This is a genomic window from Polyangium jinanense, assembly GCF_028435265.1.
GTDB classification, from domain to species: domain Bacteria; phylum Myxococcota_A; class Polyangia; order Polyangiales; family Polyangiaceae; genus Polyangium; species Polyangium jinanense.
In genome coordinates this window covers 253,912-274,883 of the sequence record NZ_JAGTJK010000006.1, presented here as the reverse complement: position 1 = coordinate 274,883, position 20,972 = coordinate 253,912, and the positions used below count along the sequence as shown (strand labels likewise).

The window sequence follows — 20,972 nt, the reverse complement described above, 5'->3', positions numbered from 1 at the left end:
AGCTTTCGCTTTGTTTGGCCGTCAAATGGTTGGCGTGCTTTCGTGCGACAGGCCGCGTCAATCCAGGCCATCTTTCGATACGCCTCGATTGACAACGGTTCTCCTCTCTGCGCAATGTCCATCGGCGCATGGGAACCGTCCGAGACGTACGCGCCCTCTCTTACGAGCGATTCTTCCAGACCTCCGGTGACATTCTCGCCGTGCTGGATCGGGAGGGGCGCTTCGTCCACGCCAACGAGGCATTCCGCGACGTGCTCGGGTACCTGGTGGAGACGCTCCTCGGGCAGTCTTTCGCCACGATCGTGCATCCCGACGACGCCGCCGAGGTGCGGGCCTTTCTCGAGGGCGACGGGGAGGGGGATACGACGCTCCGGGTCACGAAGCGGCTTTTGCATCGCGACCTCAGCACCCGGACGGTCGCCTTCGCGCTCCGGCGTGTGACCGAAGACGAGGCGTTTTATGTGACCGGGCGCGCGGTGAACGAGCAGGAGAGCGCGGAGGCGAGCCGAAGGCGCGAGGAGGTGCTGCAGAAGATGCAAGTGACGGCCCGGGTCGGCGGCTGGGAAGTCGATAATCGGACAGGAGACCTTTACTGGACCGAAGAGACCTACCGCATCCACGAGGTGCCCCCGGGGTTCCGGCCGATCCTCGAGACGGCCATCAATTTCTATACGCCCGAGGCGATTCCCATCATCACCGCCGCTGTGCAGGGATGCATGCGAGGCGAGGCGTATGACTTGGAACTGCAGATCCTCACAGCGAGGGGAAGACGTCTGTGGGTGCGCGCCTCGGGGCATCCGGTGTTCGAGGACGGCAAGGTGGTCCGGCTGATCGGGGCCTTCCAGGACATCGATGATTTCAAGCGCCGCGAGCTCGAGCTGCAGGAGAAGCTCGCGATCATCGAGGAGCAGCGCACGGCCATTCACGCAATGTCCGCGCCGATCATCCAGGTATGGGACGGCGTGCTCGCGCTCCCCGTGGTGGGGATGCTCGACGAGGCACGCGCCTCGGAGATCACCGGGCGTATGCTCTCCGCCGTGGTGGCGCACGCGGCGCGTTATGCGATCCTCGACCTGACCGGCGTGGAGAGCGTCGACGAGGCGACGGCCGATCACGTGGTGCGGATCATTCGCTCGATCCAGCTCCTCGGCGCGCAGAGCATCGTGACGGGCATCCGGCCGGCCGTGGCGCAAACCTTGATCTCGCTCGGAGCCGGGTTCGCCGGCGCGCGGACGGTCTCCAACCTCCGCGAGGCCATCAAGATTTGCATGCGCGGGAAGTGATTCAAACTTCGGTTCGAAGCAGCCACGCCTCGTAGGCGGGTACGCCGAGGCCCGCGAGCGACGGGAGGATCACCGTATCGATTCGACGGTGGAAGGCCTCACTGCGAGCGCGGGCGGGCGCGAGGCCGAGGTCGCCGCAGAGCGGGGCGCCTTCCTCATCGGAATCGGACGCGCCGTGTGCGCGATCGTAGTGGGCGAACGTCAGCGCTAGGTCGGCCGCCAGCCATTCCTGCTCGTCGTCCGTGAGCCGCGGCAGGACCAGGCGCGCGAGCGCCCAGCCGAATCGGTCATGCAGGATCTCGTCCCGGAGCAGGATCCGGAGCACCGCCTCGATACAGGGGTTTTTCGCGTGGGCCAAAAGGACCCGCAGAATGGCGACCGAGGCCGACTCGCCCACGCAGAACATCGACGTCGTCCAGCGCGCCACGAAGAGGTGCGCGGGCAGGTCGTTCCGGTGGAGGCGCAGATCGTTGGGCTTCAAAGTGATCCCCGCGTGCCCGCCGAGTCCGTCGGCGACGCGCGCGCAGAGCTCGGTGTGGCGGGCCTCGTCGGAGAGCAGGCGCGAGGCGGCGGTCGTCACTTCGAGGGGCAGGCCCACCTCGGCGAACCGCGCGATGAGCTCGCCGAATACGATCATGGACCGGTACTCGGCAACCGTCCGCGCCGCCCACGCGCTCCGGGCGAGCTCCACGTCCTCGGCGTCGAGATCATCGGCCCTCAAACGATCCCACGGCGGCACCTCGTAGCCGCGATCCAGCATGTGACGGTGGAGCGTGCCGAAGAGCCGCTCCGTCGTCCCGAGGGGAACCGGCGTTCGCATGGGGGGGGCCCGCGTTTGTCCGGGTCAGCGCTGGTTCGGCGCCGTATTGATCGTCTGACCCGGATCCGGCGGGGTGAGCTTGGTGCCGCCGTCCGAGGGTGGCGTGTTGACGTGGTGGATCGTCGGTTTGCTCGTGTCGGGTGCCGTCGGTGCGGGCTCCGCCGTCGGGGTCTTGGGGGCCTCGTTGTCCGTGGGCTCCGGCTCGGGGCGACGCTCGTTGATCGTCTCCTCGGGCGGGCCACCCATCCGATCGTTGATGATGGGCTTGGCGCACCCGGCGGCCGCCGTGGTGAGGGCGGCCGCGGCGAGGAGACGCGCGCGGATGCGTGCGAGGCGGGCCGGATCGATCGACATGGTTCCCCGAGGCTACCTGCACCAAGCCCGAAGGAGCAAGCCCGTTCCGGGCGTTGGTTCGGTGGGCGAAAAAAATCGACCTCGCCCTGTCACGCCCGCTGGGAGCTCGTGTTCTCTGCTCATGAAAGGACGGCGATGAGGCTGTCCGGAATGAAACGAGAGGAGCGAGCCATGAGTGGTTTCAGCTTGGTTCAGTTCATGTGCGAGGGTGGATTCGGGATGTGGACGGTCCTCGCGGCCGGTTGTGCGGCGCTCGGCGCGGCCGTGCGATATGCGGCGGCGCCTGGCCGCGACAAACTCGCGTTCACCGCGGCGCTGTCGGTGACGACGGTGATCGCCACGATCGCTGGGGTCTGGACGAACGTCGGCGCGGTGATGTCTTTCCTCGAAGATCCGGCGCGTGTGCCCGACGCCGAGGTCACGCGGGTCCTGTTCACGGGCCTCAAGGAGGCCGGTCGGCCGGGGACGCTGGGCGGACTGCTCTTGACCCTGGTCGCAATGGTGGTGTCCGTGGGCGTGCTCCGGAGCGCGCGGCTCGGCGCGAAGGGCGGTGTGGGCGCGAAGGGGACGGAGGGTCGAGCGGCGATCGCGTGATCGTTATGCCGCCTTCTTGCGGAGCGGGCCCTCTTTCTTCCCTTTTTCGAGGTCACGTTTGGCTTGCCGCCGCGTCCGCTCCTTGGCTTTGCCTGGCGCGGGCGGCGGCACGGAAACGCCGGCGCGGCGCGCCTTGGACAGGGCGATCGCAATGGCCTGCTTGGGGTTTTTCACCCCGTGCTTGCCTTCCTTGACGTGCTCGATCTCCTCGCGGACGAACTCGCCGGCCTGCGTGCTCGGCGCCTTGCCCTCGCGCTGGTCCTGCCGGGCTCGCTCGATGGTCTTTTTCTCGGGCATGGGGCCTCCGCGCATCGCGTGGGGCCCGGCGCGGGCGTCCGCAAGGCTTTAGCTGGTCGTGCTCGGAAATTGCGTGAAAACCCGTGCCACGATCGGGTTCGTCTCGGCCCGCTCCGCCGCGGCGATGCAGCGCGGCGCGACCTCGCGGATCTTCTCGCGGCCGGGGCGCCAGCGGGAGATCATCGCCGCGTACACGTCGAGGATCGTCATCGTCTCGCCCAGCAAATAGGTCCCTGGCGAAATCCCCTGCTCGATCGCGCGCCAGCAATCGAGCGTCCGCTGCACGGTCGCCGCTTTGAGCTCCTTTTGCGCTCCCTCGTCCTTCACCCACCGCGCCGGGAAATCGCCGACGGTGTACATCGGATAGATGCTGGACACGAAATACACGAGCCAGCGCAAGAAGGCCGGCCGTTTCGGGTCGCCGGGCGGCGGAGCGAGCGTCGTTTCCGGGTGGCGCTCGAGGAGCCAGAGGAGAATGGCCGCGCTTTCGGTGAAGACGGTGCCGTCTTGCAGCACGACCGTGGGCACCTGCGCGAGCGGATTCAGCGCGCGCAGCTCGTCGAGCGCAGGGCCCGGCGTCCAGGGCTCGACCTCCCGGCGCTCGTAGGTTTCTCCGAGGAGATCACACGCGGCCTCGACCACGACCGAGCCGCATCCCTTGCATCCGTAGATTGTCAACATAGTCGGCTCTTGGCTAGGGGCTGCACTTCCAGACCTCGTTCAGGTCCTTGGCGAGCGAGTAAAGGGCGACGTTCGCGTGCTCGTAAAACCCGTTCGCGTACGGGTTCGGGCAGCCCGCCATTCGTTTCGCTTTGGTCACCTGCTCCGGCACCTCGCTGTGCCAGAAGTAGAGGTTGTAGATCGGAATGAAGATCTTCCACGGCTTGAAGTTGTCGTCCTGCGTGTAGGCCTGCAGCTCGCTCAGCATGGCCCACGCGACGTACACGCCGTAGAAGCAAAAGAAGCTGAAAATGAGGACCATCGTCGGGTCCCGCGTCGTGCCCTTCGGGCCGGCCATCCCGCCGTACGCCGCCGGCACCATGCCAAACTGGGCGGGAGCCGCGTAGTTGCCGAACCCTTGCGGCGGCTGCCCCCAGCCCTGCTGCGGGGGGGCGCCCCAGCCGGGTTGCGGCGCGCCGGGATACCCTTGCGGCGGCGCGCCCCATCCCTGGGGAGCTGCTCCCTGGAGGCGATTGCCACACTTGATGCACACGGGCGCGCCATCGGCGTTCGGCGTACCACAGGTCGGACAGAACACGCACCAACCTCCCTCGGGGGATTCGCGGAAAGCGCGCAAGCACCGGCCTGCGTCGCCAGCCCCGCGCCACCCATGCGACGCGGAGCGCCGAGGAGCGTACCGAGGAAGCTCTCGCTTCACAAGCAGGAGATGGTCCCGGCCGCCGAGGTCTGCTCCTCTGCCCGGAGGAGGTCGATCGTTCATGAGACGTACAAGCGAAACGCGCCGTATCCTCGCGTGCGCCGTGCTCGCCGGCAGCCTCGTCGCAGGCGCGGGCTGCGCGGACGAGCCCACGCCGCGCTCCACGAGCGCCCCCGCGGCGGCCTACGAGGTCGTGCCCCAATGGTTGAAGCCGCCGGCCGGACAGACCCTCGGCGAGGCCGTCGGGGTCGGCGTCGACTCGCACAACCACGTCTTCGTGTTCCACCGCGCGGACCGGGGCTGGGGCAACGAAGAGATCATCGACAAACCCACGATCTGGATGGTCGAGGGCGAGACGGGCGAGGTGCTGGCCTCGTGGGGGGAAAACGTCTTTCTCGTCCCGCACGGGCTCGGCGTCGATAAGAACGACCACGTCTGGGTGACCGACGTCGGGCTCGATCAGATCTTCGAGTTCAGCCACGACGGCGCGCTCCTTCAGACCATCGGCAGGGGGCACGAATGAGACCTTGGTTTTTCCTGCTCCTCCCGGCGCTCGTCGTCGCGTGCGGCAGCCCGCCCGACGAGTTCGGCAAACCCACCGACGTGTTTCTCGCGCCAAACGGCGAGCTTTACGTTTCGGATGGGTACGAGAATACCCGCGTGGCGCGGTTCGATGTGCGGGGCATGTTCCTCGACGCGTGGGGCGATCCGGGGAGCGAGCCGGGGCATTTCGACATTCCGCACGGCATCGCGTCCGACGGAAAGGACCGCGTGTACGTCGCGGATCGTGGCAATGCGCGGCTGCAGATCTTCGACCTCGAAGGCATGCTCGTCGACGTCTGGAGCGGGCCCGAGATCGGGCGGCCCTGGGGCGTCGAGGTCGCGCCGAACGGGCACGTCTTCGTGATCGACGGCGGCGACCAGCTCGACGACGCGCCGTCGGGGCGCGCGCTCGAGCTCGATCGCGACGGCAAGGTGATCACGAGCTGGGGCAGCTTCGGCCGCGAGGAGGGGCAGTTCGACACGGGGCACGATATCACCGTCGGGCCGGATGGCAGCGTGTACGTGGTCGAGCAGGTGGGACGACGCGTGCAGAAGTTTCGCCCCAAAATGATGCCCTGACCCTTGGCGCGCCCCTTTCGCCGCGCGCCGAGGGTTGGTAGATTTGCCCTTGTGACCCAGCGCTTCCTGCTCCTGCTCTTCGCATCTGCCCTGCTGACCGGCTGTGGAGCGGATCCTTCCCCGCCGTCCACGCCTCCGCCCCCCGCGCCCGATGCAACGCCGGACAAGGGCCGCATGGTGTTCATCCACGGCGCCGGCAGTGGCAAGCATTCGGACGAGATCGCCGCGCATGACGAGGGTTGCCAGAAAAATGACCTCGCGAGCTGCCATGCGCTCGGGCTCGCGCTGATGACGCCGAAGGACAAGCAGGGGGAGAACAACAAGCGCGCGTTCGCGGCCTTCGAGAAGGGATGCCTCGGCGGGTATGCGGCGAGCTGCAACGGCCTCGGCGTGATGTACATCCATGGAATGGGCGTCCCCCGCAACCCAACCCGCGCGATGGAGCTTTATAAAAGAGCCTGCGGGGGTGACGTGAGCACGGCGTGCCTACACGTGGCCATGGCCTACGAGAGCGGCAACGACGCCGTCGTGGCCGATTGGCCGTCGGCGGTCTACTATTACGAGAGCGCCTGCACCCTCGGCGCGACGCAAGGCTGCCTGACGGCAGGGAAGGCGTTCGCAGAGGGCGATAGGGTCGAGCGGGATCCGGAGAAGGCGCGCAAGTTGTACGACCGCGGCTGCCAGGAAGGCGATGATGACGCGTGCAAGGCGCGCGACGCGCTCAAGTGAACGCGAACGACGCGAGGATCTCCCGCGCCACGCGCTCGTAATTTGCGAGCGTCCCCCTGGCGCGTGGATTCTCCTTGAGCACGCATAGAAATACGATCACGTTCGCGAAGCGGCGTCCATCCTCGGAGACATACACCCCATCGCAGGACAAACCATCGATGCCGGGGTTTTCCAGGGCGCCGAGAAACCCCTTCGCATCGCCCGGGAGCTTCAGGGTTTCTCGCGGCGACACGCGGCCCATCGGACCGTCGATCGGAGCGCTCAACTTCGCCAGGACCGCATCTCGCTCCCGGGCGATTTCGTCGATGGAGCCTTCTCGCACCCTCACCGAGAGCGTAAGCGAGCACGAGACCCCGCCGGTCATGGCGAAGTAGGACTTCACCGTCGATTTCTGCTTGCTCTCGGTCTCCCGCTCCCGCAGGAACCACGTCGCCGGATAGGTCAGCTCGAATCCATCGTGAGCGACGCGTTTCGGGTACGAGAGGTCGACGAAATCGTCGTACGAGGTGGAGCCATCAGCCTCGGGGTCGTTCAGTCCGAACGAGGTCGCCGTCATCGGATTGCGGTGCCCGTCGATCGACAGGCAGGCGACGCCCGTGAGCATCACGCGCGGGTGAATGTCATGATGTTTCTTGTAGCCCGGCCCGTCGGTGACGAGGAGGTGCGCTCGCTCGATTTCACATGGATGACTCACGGACCGCGGCTCGGTCCGCAGGCTCTCCGAGGCGGCGGGCCAGCGTCGGACCATGAGGAGGTTCATCGCCAGGGTGACCATCACCAAGGGATCGTCGGCCATGCGGTCCTCGACGTTGGCCTCGACCTGGGAAGAGCGGACCAACGTTTGCTTTACGGGTATGGGATCCGGCTCGTTCTCGGGGGCGGACGGGTCCGAGCGGAACCAGACGGTGCTCTCCCCCGCGCGCGTCTTGAAATCCCCCTGGATGATCCAGGCTCCGTCCTGGGTTTGTCCGAGGATCCGGAGCACGAACGCGGCCCAGACGCCATCCTCGCGCTCCAGGTAATACGTCACGTACTGGCCCGCTCTCCAGGGCGGGTGAATGGGTTCGAGCTTCGAAGCACCACGCTTGCGGAACCAGTCGAACATGACTCACGAACATAGTCGAGCTCACGTCCGAGCGCCAGCCTGGATGACGACTTCGTCTTGCACTCCAAACTTGCCTCCCGTAAATTGGGACGCGCTGCGCGTGGGAGCGGGACGATTCGCATGAAAAAGACTGAAACGATCAAGACGACCAAAACGACGACGTCCAAGAAGACGGCGGCCAAGGCGACCCCCGCGGGGGACGTGCCCATCGTCGCTTTCGAGCACCCGCGCGCATGGTCCACGTGGCTCGCCTCGAATCACGCCTCGTCGCGCGGCGTGTGGCTCAAGCTTGCGAAGAAGGCCTCGGGCGTCGCGTCGGTGACCTATCCGGAGGCCGTCGACGTGGCGCTCGTGTGGGGCTGGATCGACGGACAGAAGCGGAGCTTCGACGAGGCGGCGTGGCTCCAGAAATTCACGCCGCGCAGTCCGAAGAGCATCTGGTCGAAGATCAATCGGGAGAAGGCGCTGGCGCTCATTGCGTCCGGCGAGATGCAGCCGCCGGGCCTCGCCGAGGTCGAGCGCGCGAAGCAGGACGGCCGCTGGGACGAGGCCTACGACTCGCCGAGCCGCGCCACCGTGCCGCCCGATCTATCGGACGCCTTCGCGAAAAACCCCCGCGCCGCCGCGTTCTTCGCCACGCTCAACGCGACGAACCGCTACGCCGTGTTGTTTCGTATTCAGACCGCGAAGAAACCCGAGACGCGTCAGAAGCGCATCACGCAATTCGTCGAGATGCTGGCGAAACAAGAAAAACTTTATCCCTGATCCATCCTCACCGGGACCGCTTCCGGCGGGACCGCATCGCCAGAAGCGCGGGTGCCGCGAGGAGGAGCCAGGTACCCTGAACGGCGCCATTCCCCGTCGAGAACGAGCATCCCGAGTCGTTGGTCGGATGAATGTTCACGGGATCGCCGCCGCTGCCGCTGTTGCCTCCGCCACTGCCGCCATTGCCACCGCTCCCGCCACTCCCGCCCGTGCCCGTGGAGGAGCCCGCGCCCGCGTCGTCGGGGACGCCCGCGTCCATTTCCGCGGGTGCGGGCGGCACGTACGTGCTCCCCGCGGAGACGATCGTCACGACGAACCGGACCTTCGTGGGCATGTACAGCGCGGCCGTCTCGGCGCCGACGTTGTCCGCCGACGGTTTTCCGTTCTGCGTGTCCTTCAGGATGAGCGCAATTTTACCCGATCCGAGGGTCCAATCGACGGTGGTCCCGGGCGGCGACCAGAAATCCGAGAATTTTGTCTCCCAATCGTAAACGCCCACGGTCGTGTAGGCCGGCGCCTGCCCGACGCACGCATACGTCGGCTGCGCCTCGAAGCAGGCCTGGAAACGCGTGGGCGTGTCCGTCGGCTTCGTGTAGACCTCGAGGTGCATGTGCGCCGTGCCCGTGGTGTAATCGATCGGGCTCTTCCAGTTCGAGGGCGCCTCGGAGCGCGGCTCGACGCGGTAATGGGAGTCCGGCATGTCGGGCGTGTGCTCGTACGTCTCGTCGACCACGACGAACTGCTCGGCCGCCGCGAAGGAGCTAAAGCACGACACGAGCGCCGCGGCCGCGAGGAAAACGCCTGCGCGCCGAGGCGCGCGCGAAATCGAACCAACGTTTCTGGTACGCATCATTCGAGGCTATCGGATTTCCCGGTGGGCGTCGAGCGGGGCGAGGGCGCGCGTCAAGGTGGCGGCGTCGACCTCGGCGAGCGTGCTCGTATTCTGACCGGCCCAGAGGGGCGAGAAATCTCCGCTGCCATTGCGTTCGGCCCGGGCGCGCAAGGGCGCGACGGCCGCGGTCGCCCACGGGAATGGCGGCGCGGCGGGATTCATGGGGCCGAGCTCGCGCATGAGCCGGTTGACGATGCCGCGCGCAGGGCGCCCCGAAAACAGGTTGGTGAGGGCGGTGTGGTGGCGCGCGGGGCTCTGCAGCGCGGCGCGATGCACGGCGCTCGTATCGGCCTCGGGGCAAAGGAGATACGCGGTCCCGACCTGCACCCCGGACGCGCCGAGCGCCATCGCCGCGTGGACGCTGCGGGCATCGGCGATACCGCCGGCCGCGATGACGGGCACCTTCACCGCGTCGACGATTTGCGGCACGAGCGCGAACGTGCCCATCTGCTCGGTGAGGTCATCGCTGAGGAAATGGCCGCGGTGTCCGCCCGCTTCGAGGCCCTGGGCGATGATCGCATCCGCGCCGTGGGCTTCGAGCCAGCGCGCTTCTTCGAGGGTCGTGGCCGAGGAGAGAACCTTGGAGCCCCAACCTTTGACCCGCGCGAGCAAATCGGCGGAAGGCAGTCCAAAATGGAAGCTCACCACGGGCGGCGCGAATTCGGCGACGATGTCGGCCACCTCGTGCGTGAAGGGCGCGCGTCCGGCGCCCGCGGGGGCGAGGTTCGGGTCGAGCCCGAGCTCCTTGGAAAAGGGCTCCAGCATCCCCCGATAGCGAGCTTCCACCGCGGGGTCCGGCGTGATCGGCGTGTGGGAGAAAAAGTTGACGTTGAAAGGCTTGCTCGTCCCGCTGCGGAGCGCCTGAAGCTCGCGGCGCAGCGCGTCGGGGCCGAGCGTCGCGCAGGGGAGGGAGCCGAGCCCGCCCGCCTTGCACACGGCGAGGGCAAGCCGGCTCCCCTGGACACCGGCCATGGGGGCCTGGATGATGTCGAGCTCGATTCCCAGCAGATCGCGGATTCGCATCCTTCCCTCCCGTTTTCCTTCAACCCTTGGGTTTGTCCGGCGAGCCAACCTTTTGCGCTTCGAGCGGCTTCGGCTCGGGTTTTTTCTTGGGCCATTGATTCGTCGACAAGCAGAAGCCGCAATATCCCCAGTTGTTGCACACGCCGCAGTCCGTGATCGCCCCGGCCCGCGCCTTGGATTCCGGAGTCGGATCCGTGCCCGGCGGGCGCGGGGGCGTCGGCGCGAGCGCGGGCGGAGGCCCCGAAGGCGGCGCCTCGAACGGGCTCGCGTCCCGGAACGCGCCCGACGGCGAATCGTCCGCGGGCGGCGTGTTCGGGGGGTTCGCGGCGGCGCCGGGGCCTGCAGGGGATTCGGGCGCGCTGCGCTGCGCCATGCGCGGCGGGGAGGCCTTTGCGCTCTCGGCCTGTGGTCGCGCGGGATGCGGCGCGCTCGCACATGCGGCGACGAAGCCCGTCACGGTGAGGAAGCCGAGGATGGGCGCGGTGGTATTGGCGGGCATGGGCGCGGGGAGTGCGGGGCGATGTTAGGCCGAGGTGGGCTGGTCGTGAAGCCTTCCGGCGTGGTGGGATCGTTCGAGACGGGAACCCCTACATCGATCCCTCTAGGCGGCCGCGCGTCGAGCAGGTACCGTATCGTCGACCTCGATACCCGAGGTCGATCCACACGCTCGATCTCGCTCCCGACATGACCTCCAAGCAACCCCAAGGCGGCACATCGCAGGCGGACCGGGCAGCCCAAGACCGCGCACGCGGCATGATCGACCGGGTGATCTCGGATCGGTACCGCATCCGCGAGCTCATCGCGATGGGCGGGATGGGCGCGGTCTACCGCGGCGAACACCTGCTGCTGAAGAAGCGCATCGCGATCAAGATCCTTCATCCGGAGACGGAAAACCTCCCGGAGCTCGTCAAGCGTTTCGAGCGGGAGGCGATCGCCGGCGCGCACATCCAGCACCCGAACGTCGCGAGCGCGACCGATTTCGGAAAGCTGCCCGACGGCAGCTACTTCCTCGTCATCGAGTACGTCAAGGGCAAGACGCTCCATCAGCTCTTGCAAGACGGCCCGCTGCCGCCGCGCCGCGCCGCGCGCTTGACGCGGCAGCTCGCCTCGGCCCTCGACGCCATCCACCGCCTCGACATCGTCCATCGCGACCTCAAGCCGCGCAACATCATGGTCGTCGACGGCCCGGCCGAGACCGTGAAGATCATCGACCTCGGCCTCGCGAAGGTGAAGGTCAACGAGCTCTCCGCGGGCGAGCGAGAGCGGCAGGACTCGCGCGCGTCGATCGGGGACGAGGACGAGTACGGCACGCTCACCGTCGCCGGCACGATCTTCGGGACGATCGCGTATCTCTCGCCCGAGGCCGCCGACGGCATGGACGCGGTGGACGCGCGCAGCGATCTCTATGCGCTCGGCCTGATGTTCTACGAGATGCTCTCGGGCAAACACCCGTTCACCGCGGTGAACCCCGTCGAGCTCTTCATGCAGCACCGGTTCCAGCCGCCGCCGGCGATCTCCGAGCGCTGCCCGGGCGTGACGGTGCCCGCGCCGCTCGAAGCGGTCGTGCGGAAGCTGCTCGAAAAGGTTCCGGCGAATCGATATCAGACCGGGCTCGAGCTCGCCGCGGCGATCGACGAGGCATTGTGGGAGATGGGGCCTCCGGCCGAGGGCGAAGACGATGCGCCCCCGATGAGCGAGGGGTACGATGGCGAGGCGAGCATGCGCGCGTCGATCCCCTCGATGCGGCCGTCGGCGCTGTCGCAAAGGCCGCCCCCGGTGGCGCCGTCGCAAAAGCCGCCGGTGCCGTCGCAAAGGCCGGCCGCGCCGACATTGCCCTCGGAAGGCACGGAGGCGCCCGTCTCGAAGCCGGTGGCGAAGCCCATTCTGCCATTGGCGCAACCGCTGTCCGCCGAACCGGTGGAAATGAAGGCGGCCGAGGCGCCGGCGGCCGACGAGATCGAGCTGACCGAGGCGCCGGCGCCCGTTCAAAAAAAGAAGAAATCGTCGGCGGGCACCGTGCTCACCGTGGTGGTGGGCGTGGCGCTCGGTTGTGGCGCCGCGTATGCGGCCCTCGTCATGCAAAAGCGGAATGCGACGACGACGCCGGTCGCGCCGCAAACGACGGTGACGGCGACGGCGACGGCCGCGCCCAAGCCGCCCGCGCCCGCGGCCAGGCCGGCCGAGGTCACCCCCGCGGCGACGGCATCGGCCGCGCCCGAGCCTGCGGCGTCGGCTGCCGTCCCGGCGCCCACGATGTCGGCGGCGGACATCGACGAGGCGAAGAAAAAATTCAAGAATGCATTCCGGTTCCAGGACTGGAGGGGCGCGAGCCGCGTGGTGATCGACCTCGGCAAAGGCGCGCCGGAGGCGTTCAAGGATCGCGAGTTCTCGCAGCTCGTGATGGGCCTCGCGATTCAGCTTTCGCGGGAGAACGCGGATACGGAGCTGCTCGATCTCTTCGCGAACGACCTCGGCAGCGACGGGCTCGACATACTGTATGCGTTCGTCGAGGGACAAGGAAAGGCGCCGATCGCGGTGGCGGCGACGAAACTCCTGCAGGACGAGAAGAGGCTCGCCAAGGCGTCGCCGGCGATGCGCATCGCGCTCGACCTGCGGAACGCCGCGTGCGTGGACAAACTCACCCTGCTCGACCGCGCGCAGAAGGACGGCGACTTCCGCGCGCGCCTCGTGCTGGAGACGCTCGGGCGCGCGTGTTTTCCTCAGAACCCGAACGTCGAGAAGGTCATTTACGACCTCCGGACGCGGTTCCCGAAGCGGTGACGGTCATTTCTCGTTCGTGACCAGAAGCTCGGGGTCGATCCGGACCTCGAAGAAATTCATGCGCCAATCGAGGTGCGCCCCGTTCGTGCGGCCCGTCATTCCCACGCGCGCGACGGTTTGACCCTGCTTGACCTCGTCCCCGACCTTGGCGGCGAAGCCCTGCAGGTGGATGAAGGTCGACGTCAAACCCTGCCCGTGGTCGATGATGAGCGTGTCGCCGCTCAGCGGCAGGTTTTTCTCGGCGAACACCACGGTGCCGCAGGCCGGCGCGCGCACGGGCGTGCCCGTCGGCACCGCGATGTCGACGCCCCAGTGGATCCCGCCGTCCGTGCCATTGAGCAAGCGCGGCTGCCCGTAGCGCGACGTGACCTTGCCCTTCGAGGGCCAGATGAAGCTCTCCTTGAAGCAGGTCTTTTTCGTGTACTTCTTCCGGACCGCGTCGAGCTTTTGCTCGGCCTGCGTGAGCTTGACCCGCGTGGGCATGTCGAGCTCGACCATGTCCTTCGGCAGGTTGTCGATCTTGTCGGTCTCGAACGTGCGTTGTTCCACGTCGAAGACCCGTTCGAGCACCTGGCCGTCCTCGAACGTGATCGTCATCTTCTCCTGCTTCGGGGCGTTGCGCCCGAACGCGATCAAGAAGTCGCCCTCGTCGCTGACGATGGCTCGATGCCCGGGGAAGGCCATTTTCCCTAGTTTGCCGTCGAGCTTCGCGCGGAGGAGCGCACCCTGCGTGGCGCGACCGTCGAGCGTGAGGCGGCTCGGATCCGCGACCGGGGCGGCATCCGTGCCTGCATCCGGAGGTTCGGCGCTCGCCGCGGAAGGAGCCGCGCTCGCGCTGGCCGTGGGCGCCGCGGCCGCCGCGGGCTCGGTCGAGGCGGTCGGGGCCGTCCATGCGACCGGCGGAGCCATGCTGGCGGGCGGTGCTGCCGAGGAATCTGCGGGCGATCCCGAAGGACCACCGCGCTCGCATGCCGTGAGGGTGAGGGTGCAGGCGAGGAGAGCGGTGATTCGCATGAGGGCATCGTGCCAGAGCCCGCGGACGGGCACGAGACGAGAGCACGACGCCTGCGCCCGCATGTCCGGGGCGTAATGGCAGGAATGTGAAAAAGGATCAATCGTGGTGAAATCGCTGCCGTGAGCGTTCTCGCGCTTTCTCCGCCTCGATCTCACGATCCCGTGGCTCGGCCGTCGTGGTGAGCGATTGCATCAGCACGCGCGCCACGGCCGCGACGTCTTCCACGGCTTTGTCGAACGCCGCTTCGTTGGCCCGCGACGGCTTGTTGAAGCCGCTCAGCTTGCGGACGAACTGCAGCGACGCCGCGCGGATCTCCTCCTCGGTGGCGGGGGGCTCGAAGTTGAACAGGGTCTTGATGTTCCGGCACATGGTGATCTCCAGGGTCAGTCCGTGCGAACCGTGGCGCGCGCGCACGCGGCGGCGCGTTCGAGCAGGAGCGCGCGCTCGCGAGCGTTTCGCGTGAGGGACGCGGCGCGCTCGAACTCCACGCGCGCTTCGGCGTCGCGGCCGAGCTTCACGAGGAGGTCGCCGCGTACGCTCGGCAAGAGGTGGTAGCTCGCGAGCGAGGGCTCCGAGACCAGCGTGTCCACGAGCATGAGCCCCGCGGCCGGGCCGAACGCCATGGAGAACGCGACGGCGCGGTTCAGCTCGACCACGGGCGAGCCCGTGATGTCCACGAGCGCCGTGTACAGCGCCGCGATGCGCGTCCAGTCCGTCTCCGCCGCGGTCCGCGCGCGCGCGTGGCAAGCGGCGATCGCGGCCTGCAGCGCGTACGGCCCCTGCGCGCCGCCGAGCGCCTCGGCGCGCGCGAGGGCCGTGAGGCCGCGGCGGATCAGCAGGTGGTCCCAGAGCGCGCGGTTCTGATCGAGCAGCAGGATCGGCTCTCCCGACGGCGCGACCCGCGCCCGCGCGCGTGACGCCTGGATCTCCATGAGCGCGACGAGCCCGTGGATCTCCGGCTCCTTCGGGAGCAGCTCGGCGAGGATGCGGCCGAGGCGCAGCGCGTCCTCGCAGAGCGCGGGCCGCATCAAGTCGTCCCCGGCCGTCGCCGAATACCCCTCGTTGAAGACCAGGTAAATCACCTGGAGCACCGACGACAAACGGGCCGCGAGCTCCTCCCCGCGCGGGACTTCGAACGGAACCTTCGCTTCCGCGAGGGTGCGTTTGGCGCGGACGATGCGCTGGGCCACGGTCGGCTCCGGGACCAGATAGGCGCGTGCGATCTCCTCGGTCGTCAATCCACCGAGCAAGCGCAGCGTGAGCGCGACGCGCGCTTCCATCGACAGCACCGGGTGACAGGCCGTGAACACGAGGCGCAGGAGATCGTCGCCCACGTCCTCGTCGATCGCGGCTTCGAGGTTGGGCGCGGCGGCTTCTCGATCGGCCTCGATCGCGTGACCGATCTCCTCGTGCTTGCGCTCGATCCGCTTGCTTCGGCGCATGGCGTCGATCGCGCGGTGCTTCGCGGTGGCCATGAGCCAAGCGCCCGGGTTGTCCGGGATGCCTGACTCCGGCCACCGCTCGAGCGCGGTGACGAGCGCGTCCTGCGCGAGCTCCTCGGCGAGGCCGACGTCCCGCACGATCCGCGCGAGGCCGGCGATGAGCTTGGCCGACTCGATCCGGAAGACTGCGTCGATCGCTCGATGCGTAGCGGAGGCCGTCACGGCCACCGATCAGAGCATCTTCTTCCGCCCGCGCAAGGTTCGGTTCACGCTTGGGGGCTTCGCTCGGACGAGCCGAGCTCCGCCCCCAAACCCCCGGTTTGCCCCCGTCACTTCTTCCCGGCGAGCCGCTCCTCCGACTCGGCGCGGAGGCGCTCTTCCTTCGCGCGCATCTCGCCCGTGGGATCGATCGGCGCGAAGTCCTCGGGCGAGAACACCTGCCGGATCTCGACCTCGCTGTCGGTGTACATGGGATTCGGCATCCGCTTGACCCACTCGATCGCCTCTTCCTTCGACCGCACCTGCCAGATCCAGAAGCCCGAGACGAGCTCCTTGGTCTCGGCGAAGGGCCCGTCGACCACGGACCTGTTCGTCCCGGAGAACCGGACGCGGGCGCCTTTCGAGCTCGGGTGCAGCCCCTCGCCCGCGATCATCACGCCCGCGCGCACGAGCTCCTCGTTGTACTTCATCATCGCGGTGAGGAGCTCCTCGCTCGGAAGAACGCCGTCCTCGCTGTCCTTGGTGGCCTTGACCAGAATCATGAACTTCATCGTCGTTTCTCCTTCTTGCCTTCAGCTACACGTCGAACGAGAGGCCCTGGGATCGACAAGGTCCACTACTTTTTCTTCCAGAACGTTCGAAGCCACGTCGGCGCCGCTTTCTCGACGATGGCCATCATCTCGGGCGGAATGTCCTCCGCGTTCGTCATCGGCAAGATGGTGAGGATGTCGTCGTGGCCGATCCCCGTGGGGCAGCGCAGGGCCCATTCGATGGCCTCTTCGCGGCTGTTCACGTCGATCAGGTAAAACCCACCGACGAGCTCCTTCGTCTCGACGAACGGGCCGTCGAGCACGACCCGCTTTCCGTCCTTGATGCCCACGCGCGCACCCTGCGTGGCCGGGTTCACGCCCTCGGCCGTGACGAGCACGCCGGCCTTCGTCAGGTCCTCGTTGAACTTCATGTAGGCGGCGATGAGCTCGTCGCTCGGCGGAGCTCCCTCGGTCTTCGGGGCGTTCGGATCGGGGGCGGCGCAAATCATGAATCGCATGGTCGTCTCTCCTTCTTGGCTTGCTCGGGCTGGGCTCCCCGACGGGCCTTCATCGTGACGACGACCGAGCGATGCCCGGATCGACACGCCCCCAAAATTTTTTTGTCTGTCGGGTAGAACACTTAACAGTTTGCCGAACTATTTCTTGACAATCCCGGGCCGAGGACGATACTTAGGCACGTGCTTAACCAAAACGCGTCCCTCGATCGTATGTTCCAGGCGCTCGCGGATCCGACCCGTCGGGTCATGATCGAGCGTTTGAGCCGTGGGCCGGCCTCGGTGAGTGAGCTCGCCGAGCCGCTTTCCATGTCGCTGCCGGCGGTGATGCAGCACCTTTCGGTGCTGGAGACGAGTGGCCTCGTGCGCTCGGAGAAGGCCGGGCGGGTGCGGACCTGCCGGCTCGAGCCCACGGCGCTCAGGACGGCCGAGCGATGGATCGCCGAGAGGCGAGCGAGCTGGGAGCGCTGCTTCGATCGGCTCGGCGAATACCTCGCCGAGCACCCGGACGAACCTGACCCGAAGGAATGAACCATGACCGAACGATCCGTCACGCATACCACTTTCGTCATCGAGCGGTTTTACCCGGTCTCTCCGGCGCGCGTATTCGCGGCCTTTTCGAGGACGGAGGAGAAGCAGAAGTGGTTCAGCTGCCACGAGGGCGGCACGCACGAGTTCGATTTCCGCGTCGGAGGCCGCGAGATGTATCGAGGCGGGCCGAAAGGCGGACCCGTTTATACGAATGAGACGCGTTTTCAGGATATCGTTCCGAACCAGCGCATCGTTTACACGTACGACATGCACCGCGACGAGACGCGGATCTCGGTCTCGCTGGTGACGATCGAGCTGAAGGCGGAAGGCAAAGGGACGCGGCTCGTGTTCACCGAGCAGGGCGCGTTCCTCGATGGACACGACGCGCCAGAAGGGCGCGAGCACGGGACGAAGATCGGGCTCGACAGACTCGGCGAGGGGCTCGCGCGCGAGGCTGCGGCCGCTTGACTAGCCCTGCCCCTCGTCGGGATCCTTGATCGAGGGGATCGGTTTTCCGCTGTCGCGCCACGTGACCGCGGCCTTCCAGCCTTGCTCCTCGCTCAGCTTCTTGAACCACATCCCCTCCGGCGAATGCCGGGTGATGCCGTCGAAGAGCGTGGCGATCATCTGCGTATTGGCGAGGCCCATGTTCTCGTAGGCCTGGTTGATCAAGAGCTTCTGCATCATGAGCTGATTGCGCGGCACGCCGCTCATGCGCTCGGCGAGCGCCTCGACGCGCGCGTCGAGCCCCTCGGCCGGCACCGCGTCGAGCACGAGCCCCATGGCCTTCGCCTCGACGCCGTTCACGAGATCGCCGGTGAGGAGCATACGTTTGGCGCCCTCGACGCCGAGCCGATACACCCACATCGCCGTCGTCGGACAGCCCCACACGCGGGCGGGTGGGTATCCGATCAACGCATCCTCGGCCATCACCACGAGGTCGCAGCAGAGCGCGATGTCGCTGCCGCCGGCGACCGCATGCCCGTGCACCTTGCAGATCGTGGGTTTGTAGCTCCGCCACAGGCTCATGAAGTCGTCCGTGAAGCGCTTCATGAGGCGATAATCGAGCATGGGATCCCAGGGCATGTTCTGGATGCCGATGGTGCGCCCCTCACCCTCCGCAAAGAGGGTGAGGTCGTAGCCGGCGCAGAACGACGCGCCCGCGCCGTCGAGCACGAGGACGTGGACGCCGTCGTCGTCGTTCGCCCGCTCGACCGCCGCCCGGATTTCCCCGGGCATTTCGTCGGTGATGGCATTGCGACGATCGGGGCGGTTCAGCGTGATCCGCGCGACACGGCCCTCGACGCGATAGAGGAGCGTTTTGTAGGACATGGTTCAGAGTTTGTCCGCGACCAGGATCTCGATCGCCGTGCAGGTGAGCTCGTCGCGCCGGGGTTCGACGAGGTCGGTGTCGCATTCCTCGCCCATGTTCAGCATGACGTCGGCGCTGTGGGTGCGGCTCTCCAGGCGCAAGCCCGTCTCGGTCTCGACGAGCGGGCCCTCGGTCAACGAGAGCGCGCAGGTCTCGCTGGTGCCCGACGCGGTCTCGATGTGGCGGACCCAGCCGTTCCCCATGTTGATGAAGCTCGCGAAGAGATTGGTGCTCTCCTCGCACGTGGTCGCGTCGGTGCACGTGCGGTAGGCGAGGACGGCCGTGCCGAACAGGTTCTCCTCGGTCAGGCGGAAGAACGTGTCGCTGCCCGTCACCTCGGTCCCGGGCCCCGTGCAGCCCATCTCGTCCTTCGTGTGGCTCGTGACCTTGTACGTGCCCTCGAAGGGATTTCCCTCGTCCGGCTCCGGATCGGCCGTGTCGCCGCAGCCGGTGACGAACCCGAGAAAGCACGAAAGCAACGTGACGGCGAGCGCGCGTGTCATGGAACCTCCCTGGAGAACGACTCGGTCGATACTGTAGACCACGTCCTTTGGAGCTCACAACATCGGTCGCGCCACGAAGTGGGCTGCCCCGCCGCGCTTTCGTCGTAGAATGAAGGCGTGAGGTCCGTGCCCCCGCGCGCCCTTGGCTCCGCGATCGTGATCGTCGCTGCGGCGTCGATCGCGGTTTTCGCCGCGCAGCGCGGGGCGCGTTCGAGCCCGAACGAAGGGGCGTCCGCCGCGCCGGTGACGTCCGCGCGCCGGATGGGAGCACTCCCGGGCGTCGCGTCCGTGCTCGCCTCCGCGCCGAACGACGCGCCACAGGCCGCGAGCCCGCCGACGCCGCCACCCGCGCCCCCGCGTTGCATGCCGGAGCCCGCGATCGAGGTGCGCGTGGTGGACCCTCCGCCCGCAACGGAGCTTTTTCGCCTCGCCAAGGAAAAACCCGAGGCGCTCGGCTCGGCGTCGGTGGGTTCGCCCACGCGGGGATCGCTGTTCGGCGGCGTGGAGCTCAAGGACTCCGAGGGCATCCTGCGCGCCGGTGGGTATGGCTGGGGCACGGAGCTCGTCATTCGCTCGATCGAGCGCGCGGTGCGGGAGGTGAGGCGATGTTTTGCGGATTCGCCGCGGCTCTACGTCGGCGACATCGCCCGCGAGCGGGGCGGCTGGCTCAAGCCCCACCGCAGCCATCAATCGGGGCTCGATGCCGATATCGGGTATTATTACAAATCGCAGGCGACCTGGTACCAGCGCGCCACGGCGGAAAACCTCGACGCGGCGCGCACGTGGGCTCTCGTGCGGGCGCTGATCGAGGGAAACAACGTCGAGATGATCTTCATCGACGTCTCGGTGCAGCGCCTCTTGCAAGCGTACATCGCGACCCTGCCCGAAGGCGAGCAGCCGCTCGAGGACGTTTTTCCGAGCCCCACGAAGCGGGACACGATCATCCGTCATGCCTGGGGCCACGCGACGCATTTTCACGTCCGGTTCCGGGATCCGGCCGCGGTGGCGCTCGGGCAGCGGCTCGCGAACATCCTGCCGCGGCTCCGCGGGGCGCGGCGGGCGCCGCGGTGAAGGGTTTTTCCGTCGCTCGACGCTTGCCGTGGGCGCAGGTAGGCCCGAGAACGACGCCGGGAGGATGCATCCGATGGCAAATCAGCATCAGGGACCGAGCAAGCCGAAGGGTGAAAGGCCCGTGGAGCAGGGCGTCCGGCAGGACATCGAGACGGTCGAGAGCGAGCGCCTCGCCCAGGAGCACGTGCAGCAGACCGGATACGAGGGCGACAGGCCGGCGACGGGGCTCGTCAGCGATCGCGAGGACAAACCCGAACAATGAGGATGCCGCACGGGCGGCCGGAGGAAGCGCGCGCCATGGCGCTTCGTCCCGCGTGGCCCCAGGCTCGCTCCGAGGAGGCGAGATCATGGCGGAAGATCGGAGCGGGCCCGGCAGGCCGAAAGGCTTGGAGCAAGGCCCCGGCGGGTCGCCCGCCGATTTGAATGAAGCGCCGAGGTCGGCGGGAGATCGAAACGACGCGACCGTGATGGCCCCGGCGACCTCGGACGTGCGCGTGGGGCCAGGCGAGCCGGAGCCGGAGCACGCGCGGATCAAGGGCGACGTGCCGAGCGAGCCGTGGCGGCACGGCGTGCCCTTCGATCGTGCGCATCCGCGCGGCCGCGGCGGGCGGGGATGAAGAATCGAAGCGAG

Annotated in this window: 28 protein-coding genes; 12 read left to right on the top strand and 16 right to left on the bottom strand. The window is 67.5% G+C overall.

Annotated elements, in window-relative coordinates:
* The first annotated feature begins 128 nt into the window (after positions 1–128).
* The gene (locus KEG38_RS16175; protein WP_272420362.1) at positions 129–1,283 is read left to right on the top strand and encodes a PAS domain S-box protein; all 1,155 of its coding nucleotides are present in this window, start codon (positions 129–131) and stop codon (positions 1,281–1,283) included.
* 1 nt (position 1,284) lies between these two features.
* On the opposite strand, the gene KEG38_RS16170 is transcribed toward KEG38_RS16175, so the two are convergent.
* Both KEG38_RS16170 and KEG38_RS16165 read right to left on the bottom strand, forming a co-directional pair.
* On the bottom strand, positions 1,285–2,103 hold the full coding sequence (locus tag KEG38_RS16170; protein ID WP_272420361.1) for a hypothetical protein: 819 nt from the start codon (positions 2,101–2,103) through the stop codon (positions 1,285–1,287).
* A 24-nt stretch (positions 2,104–2,127) separates the two neighbouring features.
* A complete protein-coding gene (locus tag KEG38_RS16165; RefSeq protein WP_272420360.1) occupies positions 2,128–2,457 on the bottom strand; it encodes a hypothetical protein in 330 nt (109 codons plus the stop codon).
* A gap of 171 nt (positions 2,458–2,628) precedes the next feature.
* Between KEG38_RS16165 and KEG38_RS16160 the strand changes: the two genes are divergently transcribed.
* Positions 2,629–3,051, top strand: coding sequence for a hypothetical protein (locus tag KEG38_RS16160; protein ID WP_272420359.1), 423 nt, complete (start codon positions 2,629–2,631; stop codon positions 3,049–3,051).
* Between the two features lie 3 nt (positions 3,052–3,054).
* Here the strand turns inward: KEG38_RS16160 and KEG38_RS16155 are convergent, their stop codons facing one another.
* Genes KEG38_RS16155 through KEG38_RS16145 form a run of 3 tightly spaced genes read right to left on the bottom strand, consistent with a single transcriptional unit; the run spans position 3,055 to position 4,606 of the window.
* Positions 3,055–3,348, bottom strand: coding sequence for a DUF6496 domain-containing protein (locus KEG38_RS16155; protein ID WP_272420358.1), 294 nt, complete (start codon positions 3,346–3,348; stop codon positions 3,055–3,057).
* Between the two features lie 48 nt (positions 3,349–3,396).
* Positions 3,397–4,029 (bottom strand): glutathione S-transferase family protein, encoded by a 633-nt coding sequence (locus KEG38_RS16150; protein WP_272420357.1) that lies wholly within the window; start codon positions 4,027–4,029, stop codon positions 3,397–3,399.
* Between the two features lie 13 nt (positions 4,030–4,042).
* The gene (locus KEG38_RS16145) at positions 4,043–4,606 is read right to left on the bottom strand and encodes a zinc-ribbon domain-containing protein (RefSeq protein ID WP_272420356.1); all 564 of its coding nucleotides are present in this window, start codon (positions 4,604–4,606) and stop codon (positions 4,043–4,045) included.
* 181 nt (positions 4,607–4,787) lie between these two features.
* On the opposite strand from KEG38_RS16145, the gene KEG38_RS16140 reads away from it, so the two are divergent.
* Genes KEG38_RS16140 through KEG38_RS16130 form a run of 3 tightly spaced genes read left to right on the top strand, consistent with a single transcriptional unit; the run spans position 4,788 to position 6,577 of the window.
* The gene (locus KEG38_RS16140) at positions 4,788–5,249 is read left to right on the top strand and encodes an NHL repeat-containing protein (protein ID WP_272420355.1); all 462 of its coding nucleotides are present in this window, start codon (positions 4,788–4,790) and stop codon (positions 5,247–5,249) included.
* Complete coding sequence (locus KEG38_RS16135) at positions 5,246–5,848, top strand: NHL repeat-containing protein (RefSeq protein WP_272420354.1); 603 nt, start codon at positions 5,246–5,248, stop codon at positions 5,846–5,848. The genes KEG38_RS16140 and KEG38_RS16135 overlap by 4 nt, the downstream gene beginning before the upstream one ends.
* A 51-nt stretch (positions 5,849–5,899) precedes the next feature.
* The gene (locus KEG38_RS16130; RefSeq protein WP_272420353.1) at positions 5,900–6,577 is read left to right on the top strand and encodes a tetratricopeptide repeat protein; all 678 of its coding nucleotides are present in this window, start codon (positions 5,900–5,902) and stop codon (positions 6,575–6,577) included.
* Here KEG38_RS16130 and KEG38_RS16125 read toward each other — a convergent pair.
* On the bottom strand, positions 6,570–7,682 hold the full coding sequence (locus tag KEG38_RS16125) for a hypothetical protein (protein WP_272420352.1): 1,113 nt from the start codon (positions 7,680–7,682) through the stop codon (positions 6,570–6,572). The two genes, KEG38_RS16130 and KEG38_RS16125, sit on opposite strands and share 8 nt — an antisense overlap.
* 120 nt (positions 7,683–7,802) lie before the next feature.
* Here KEG38_RS16125 and KEG38_RS16120 point away from each other — a divergent pair, with 120 nt between their 5' ends.
* Positions 7,803–8,447: a YdeI/OmpD-associated family protein gene (locus KEG38_RS16120; RefSeq protein ID WP_272420351.1), complete on the top strand. Its 645-nt coding sequence runs from the start codon at positions 7,803–7,805 to the stop codon at positions 8,445–8,447.
* A 7-nt stretch (positions 8,448–8,454) separates the two neighbouring features.
* Here the strand turns inward: KEG38_RS16120 and KEG38_RS16115 are convergent, their stop codons facing one another.
* Genes KEG38_RS16115 through KEG38_RS16105 form a run of 3 tightly spaced genes read right to left on the bottom strand, consistent with a single transcriptional unit; the run spans position 8,455 to position 10,861 of the window.
* Positions 8,455–9,297 carry a hypothetical protein gene (locus KEG38_RS16115; protein WP_272420350.1) on the bottom strand — a complete coding sequence of 281 codons (843 nt, stop codon included), beginning with the start codon at positions 9,295–9,297 and terminating at the stop codon, positions 8,455–8,457.
* A 9-nt stretch (positions 9,298–9,306) separates the two neighbouring features.
* Positions 9,307–10,362 (bottom strand): NAD(P)H-dependent flavin oxidoreductase, encoded by a 1,056-nt coding sequence (locus tag KEG38_RS16110; RefSeq protein ID WP_272420349.1) that lies wholly within the window; start codon positions 10,360–10,362, stop codon positions 9,307–9,309.
* 19 nt (positions 10,363–10,381) lie between these two features.
* Complete coding sequence (locus KEG38_RS16105; RefSeq protein WP_272420348.1) at positions 10,382–10,861, bottom strand: hypothetical protein; 480 nt, start codon at positions 10,859–10,861, stop codon at positions 10,382–10,384.
* A gap of 185 nt (positions 10,862–11,046) precedes the next feature.
* Between KEG38_RS16105 and KEG38_RS16100 the strand changes: the two genes are divergently transcribed.
* On the top strand, positions 11,047–13,143 hold the full coding sequence (locus tag KEG38_RS16100; RefSeq protein ID WP_272420347.1) for a serine/threonine-protein kinase: 2,097 nt from the start codon (positions 11,047–11,049) through the stop codon (positions 13,141–13,143).
* A 3-nt stretch (positions 13,144–13,146) separates the two neighbouring features.
* Here KEG38_RS16100 and KEG38_RS16095 read toward each other — a convergent pair whose 3' ends face one another.
* The 5 genes from KEG38_RS16095 to KEG38_RS16075 all read right to left on the bottom strand — a co-directional run bounded on the left by KEG38_RS16095 (position 13,147) and on the right by KEG38_RS16075 (position 16,867).
* Positions 13,147–14,157, bottom strand: a complete 1,011-nt coding sequence (locus KEG38_RS16095; protein ID WP_272420346.1) for a M23 family metallopeptidase — start codon at positions 14,155–14,157, stop codon at positions 13,147–13,149.
* A gap of 97 nt (positions 14,158–14,254) precedes the next feature.
* Positions 14,255–14,572 carry a DUF2277 family protein gene (locus KEG38_RS16090; RefSeq protein ID WP_308215624.1) on the bottom strand — a complete coding sequence of 106 codons (318 nt, stop codon included), beginning with the start codon at positions 14,570–14,572 and terminating at the stop codon, positions 14,255–14,257.
* Positions 14,542–15,822, bottom strand: coding sequence for an RNA polymerase sigma factor (locus KEG38_RS16085; RefSeq protein ID WP_272420345.1), 1,281 nt, complete (start codon positions 15,820–15,822; stop codon positions 14,542–14,544). The genes KEG38_RS16090 and KEG38_RS16085 overlap by 31 nt, the downstream gene beginning before the upstream one ends.
* Before the next feature lie 107 nt (positions 15,823–15,929).
* The gene (locus KEG38_RS16080) at positions 15,930–16,370 is read right to left on the bottom strand and encodes a YciI family protein (RefSeq protein ID WP_272420344.1); all 441 of its coding nucleotides are present in this window, start codon (positions 16,368–16,370) and stop codon (positions 15,930–15,932) included.
* A gap of 65 nt (positions 16,371–16,435) precedes the next feature.
* Positions 16,436–16,867 carry a YciI family protein gene (locus KEG38_RS16075; protein WP_272420343.1) on the bottom strand — a complete coding sequence of 144 codons (432 nt, stop codon included), beginning with the start codon at positions 16,865–16,867 and terminating at the stop codon, positions 16,436–16,438.
* A gap of 180 nt (positions 16,868–17,047) precedes the next feature.
* Between KEG38_RS16075 and KEG38_RS16070 the strand changes: the two genes are divergently transcribed.
* Positions 17,048–17,395 carry an ArsR/SmtB family transcription factor gene (locus KEG38_RS16070; RefSeq protein WP_272420342.1) on the top strand — a complete coding sequence of 116 codons (348 nt, stop codon included), beginning with the start codon at positions 17,048–17,050 and terminating at the stop codon, positions 17,393–17,395.
* Positions 17,396–17,398: 3 nt separating this feature from the next.
* A complete protein-coding gene (locus KEG38_RS16065; RefSeq protein ID WP_272420341.1) occupies positions 17,399–17,863 on the top strand; it encodes an SRPBCC family protein in 465 nt (154 codons plus the stop codon).
* On the opposite strand, the gene KEG38_RS16060 is transcribed toward KEG38_RS16065, so the two are convergent.
* Together KEG38_RS16060 and KEG38_RS16055 are read right to left on the bottom strand one after the other, a co-directional pair.
* Complete coding sequence (locus KEG38_RS16060) at positions 17,864–18,727, bottom strand: crotonase/enoyl-CoA hydratase family protein (protein ID WP_272420340.1); 864 nt, start codon at positions 18,725–18,727, stop codon at positions 17,864–17,866.
* A 3-nt stretch (positions 18,728–18,730) separates the two neighbouring features.
* Positions 18,731–19,270 carry a hypothetical protein gene (locus KEG38_RS16055; protein ID WP_272420339.1) on the bottom strand — a complete coding sequence of 180 codons (540 nt, stop codon included), beginning with the start codon at positions 19,268–19,270 and terminating at the stop codon, positions 18,731–18,733.
* Positions 19,271–19,387: 117 nt separating this feature from the next.
* Here KEG38_RS16055 and KEG38_RS16050 point away from each other — a divergent pair, with 117 nt between their 5' ends.
* The 3 genes from KEG38_RS16050 to KEG38_RS16040 all read left to right on the top strand — a co-directional run bounded on the left by KEG38_RS16050 (position 19,388) and on the right by KEG38_RS16040 (position 20,958).
* Entirely contained in the window at positions 19,388–20,341 is a 954-nt protein-coding gene (locus tag KEG38_RS16050) for a penicillin-insensitive murein endopeptidase (RefSeq protein ID WP_272420338.1), read from the top strand.
* A gap of 73 nt (positions 20,342–20,414) precedes the next feature.
* A complete protein-coding gene (locus KEG38_RS16045) occupies positions 20,415–20,603 on the top strand; it encodes a hypothetical protein (protein WP_272420337.1) in 189 nt (62 codons plus the stop codon).
* A gap of 85 nt (positions 20,604–20,688) precedes the next feature.
* Positions 20,689–20,958 carry a hypothetical protein gene (locus tag KEG38_RS16040; RefSeq protein WP_272420336.1) on the top strand — a complete coding sequence of 90 codons (270 nt, stop codon included), beginning with the start codon at positions 20,689–20,691 and terminating at the stop codon, positions 20,956–20,958.
* Positions 20,959–20,972 lie beyond the last annotated feature (14 nt).

What these genes read in the sequence shown, in the direction of transcription:
- KEG38_RS16175 (WP_272420362.1), top strand. Translation starts at nt 129, where the DNA reads ATGGGAACCGTCCGAGACGTACGCGCCCTCTCTTACGAGCGATTCTTC.
- KEG38_RS16170 (WP_272420361.1), bottom strand. Translation starts at nt 2,103, where the DNA reads ATGCGAACGCCGGTTCCCCTCGGGACGACGGAGCGGCTCTTCGGCACG.
- KEG38_RS16165 (WP_272420360.1), bottom strand. Translation starts at nt 2,457, where the DNA reads ATGTCGATCGATCCGGCCCGCCTCGCACGCATCCGCGCGCGTCTCCTC.
- KEG38_RS16160 (WP_272420359.1), top strand. Translation starts at nt 2,629, where the DNA reads ATGAGTGGTTTCAGCTTGGTTCAGTTCATGTGCGAGGGTGGATTCGGG.
- KEG38_RS16155 (WP_272420358.1), bottom strand. Translation starts at nt 3,348, where the DNA reads ATGCCCGAGAAAAAGACCATCGAGCGAGCCCGGCAGGACCAGCGCGAG.
- KEG38_RS16150 (WP_272420357.1), bottom strand. Translation starts at nt 4,029, where the DNA reads ATGTTGACAATCTACGGATGCAAGGGATGCGGCTCGGTCGTGGTCGAG.
- KEG38_RS16140 (WP_272420355.1), top strand. Translation starts at nt 4,788, where the DNA reads ATGAGACGTACAAGCGAAACGCGCCGTATCCTCGCGTGCGCCGTGCTC.
- KEG38_RS16135 (WP_272420354.1), top strand. Translation starts at nt 5,246, where the DNA reads ATGAGACCTTGGTTTTTCCTGCTCCTCCCGGCGCTCGTCGTCGCGTGC.
- KEG38_RS16125 (WP_272420352.1), bottom strand. Translation starts at nt 7,682, where the DNA reads ATGTTCGACTGGTTCCGCAAGCGTGGTGCTTCGAAGCTCGAACCCATT.
- KEG38_RS16120 (WP_272420351.1), top strand. Translation starts at nt 7,803, where the DNA reads ATGAAAAAGACTGAAACGATCAAGACGACCAAAACGACGACGTCCAAG.
- KEG38_RS16115 (WP_272420350.1), bottom strand. Translation starts at nt 9,297, where the DNA reads ATGCGTACCAGAAACGTTGGTTCGATTTCGCGCGCGCCTCGGCGCGCA.
- KEG38_RS16110 (WP_272420349.1), bottom strand. Translation starts at nt 10,362, where the DNA reads ATGCGAATCCGCGATCTGCTGGGAATCGAGCTCGACATCATCCAGGCC.
- KEG38_RS16105 (WP_272420348.1), bottom strand. Translation starts at nt 10,861, where the DNA reads ATGCCCGCCAATACCACCGCGCCCATCCTCGGCTTCCTCACCGTGACG.
- KEG38_RS16100 (WP_272420347.1), top strand. Translation starts at nt 11,047, where the DNA reads ATGACCTCCAAGCAACCCCAAGGCGGCACATCGCAGGCGGACCGGGCA.
- KEG38_RS16095 (WP_272420346.1), bottom strand. Translation starts at nt 14,157, where the DNA reads ATGCGAATCACCGCTCTCCTCGCCTGCACCCTCACCCTCACGGCATGC.
- KEG38_RS16080 (WP_272420344.1), bottom strand. Translation starts at nt 16,370, where the DNA reads ATGAAGTTCATGATTCTGGTCAAGGCCACCAAGGACAGCGAGGACGGC.
- KEG38_RS16075 (WP_272420343.1), bottom strand. Translation starts at nt 16,867, where the DNA reads ATGCGATTCATGATTTGCGCCGCCCCCGATCCGAACGCCCCGAAGACC.
- KEG38_RS16065 (WP_272420341.1), top strand. Translation starts at nt 17,399, where the DNA reads ATGACCGAACGATCCGTCACGCATACCACTTTCGTCATCGAGCGGTTT.
- KEG38_RS16060 (WP_272420340.1), bottom strand. Translation starts at nt 18,727, where the DNA reads ATGTCCTACAAAACGCTCCTCTATCGCGTCGAGGGCCGTGTCGCGCGG.
- KEG38_RS16055 (WP_272420339.1), bottom strand. Translation starts at nt 19,270, where the DNA reads ATGACACGCGCGCTCGCCGTCACGTTGCTTTCGTGCTTTCTCGGGTTC.
- KEG38_RS16045 (WP_272420337.1), top strand. Translation starts at nt 20,415, where the DNA reads ATGGCAAATCAGCATCAGGGACCGAGCAAGCCGAAGGGTGAAAGGCCC.
- KEG38_RS16040 (WP_272420336.1), top strand. Translation starts at nt 20,689, where the DNA reads ATGGCGGAAGATCGGAGCGGGCCCGGCAGGCCGAAAGGCTTGGAGCAA.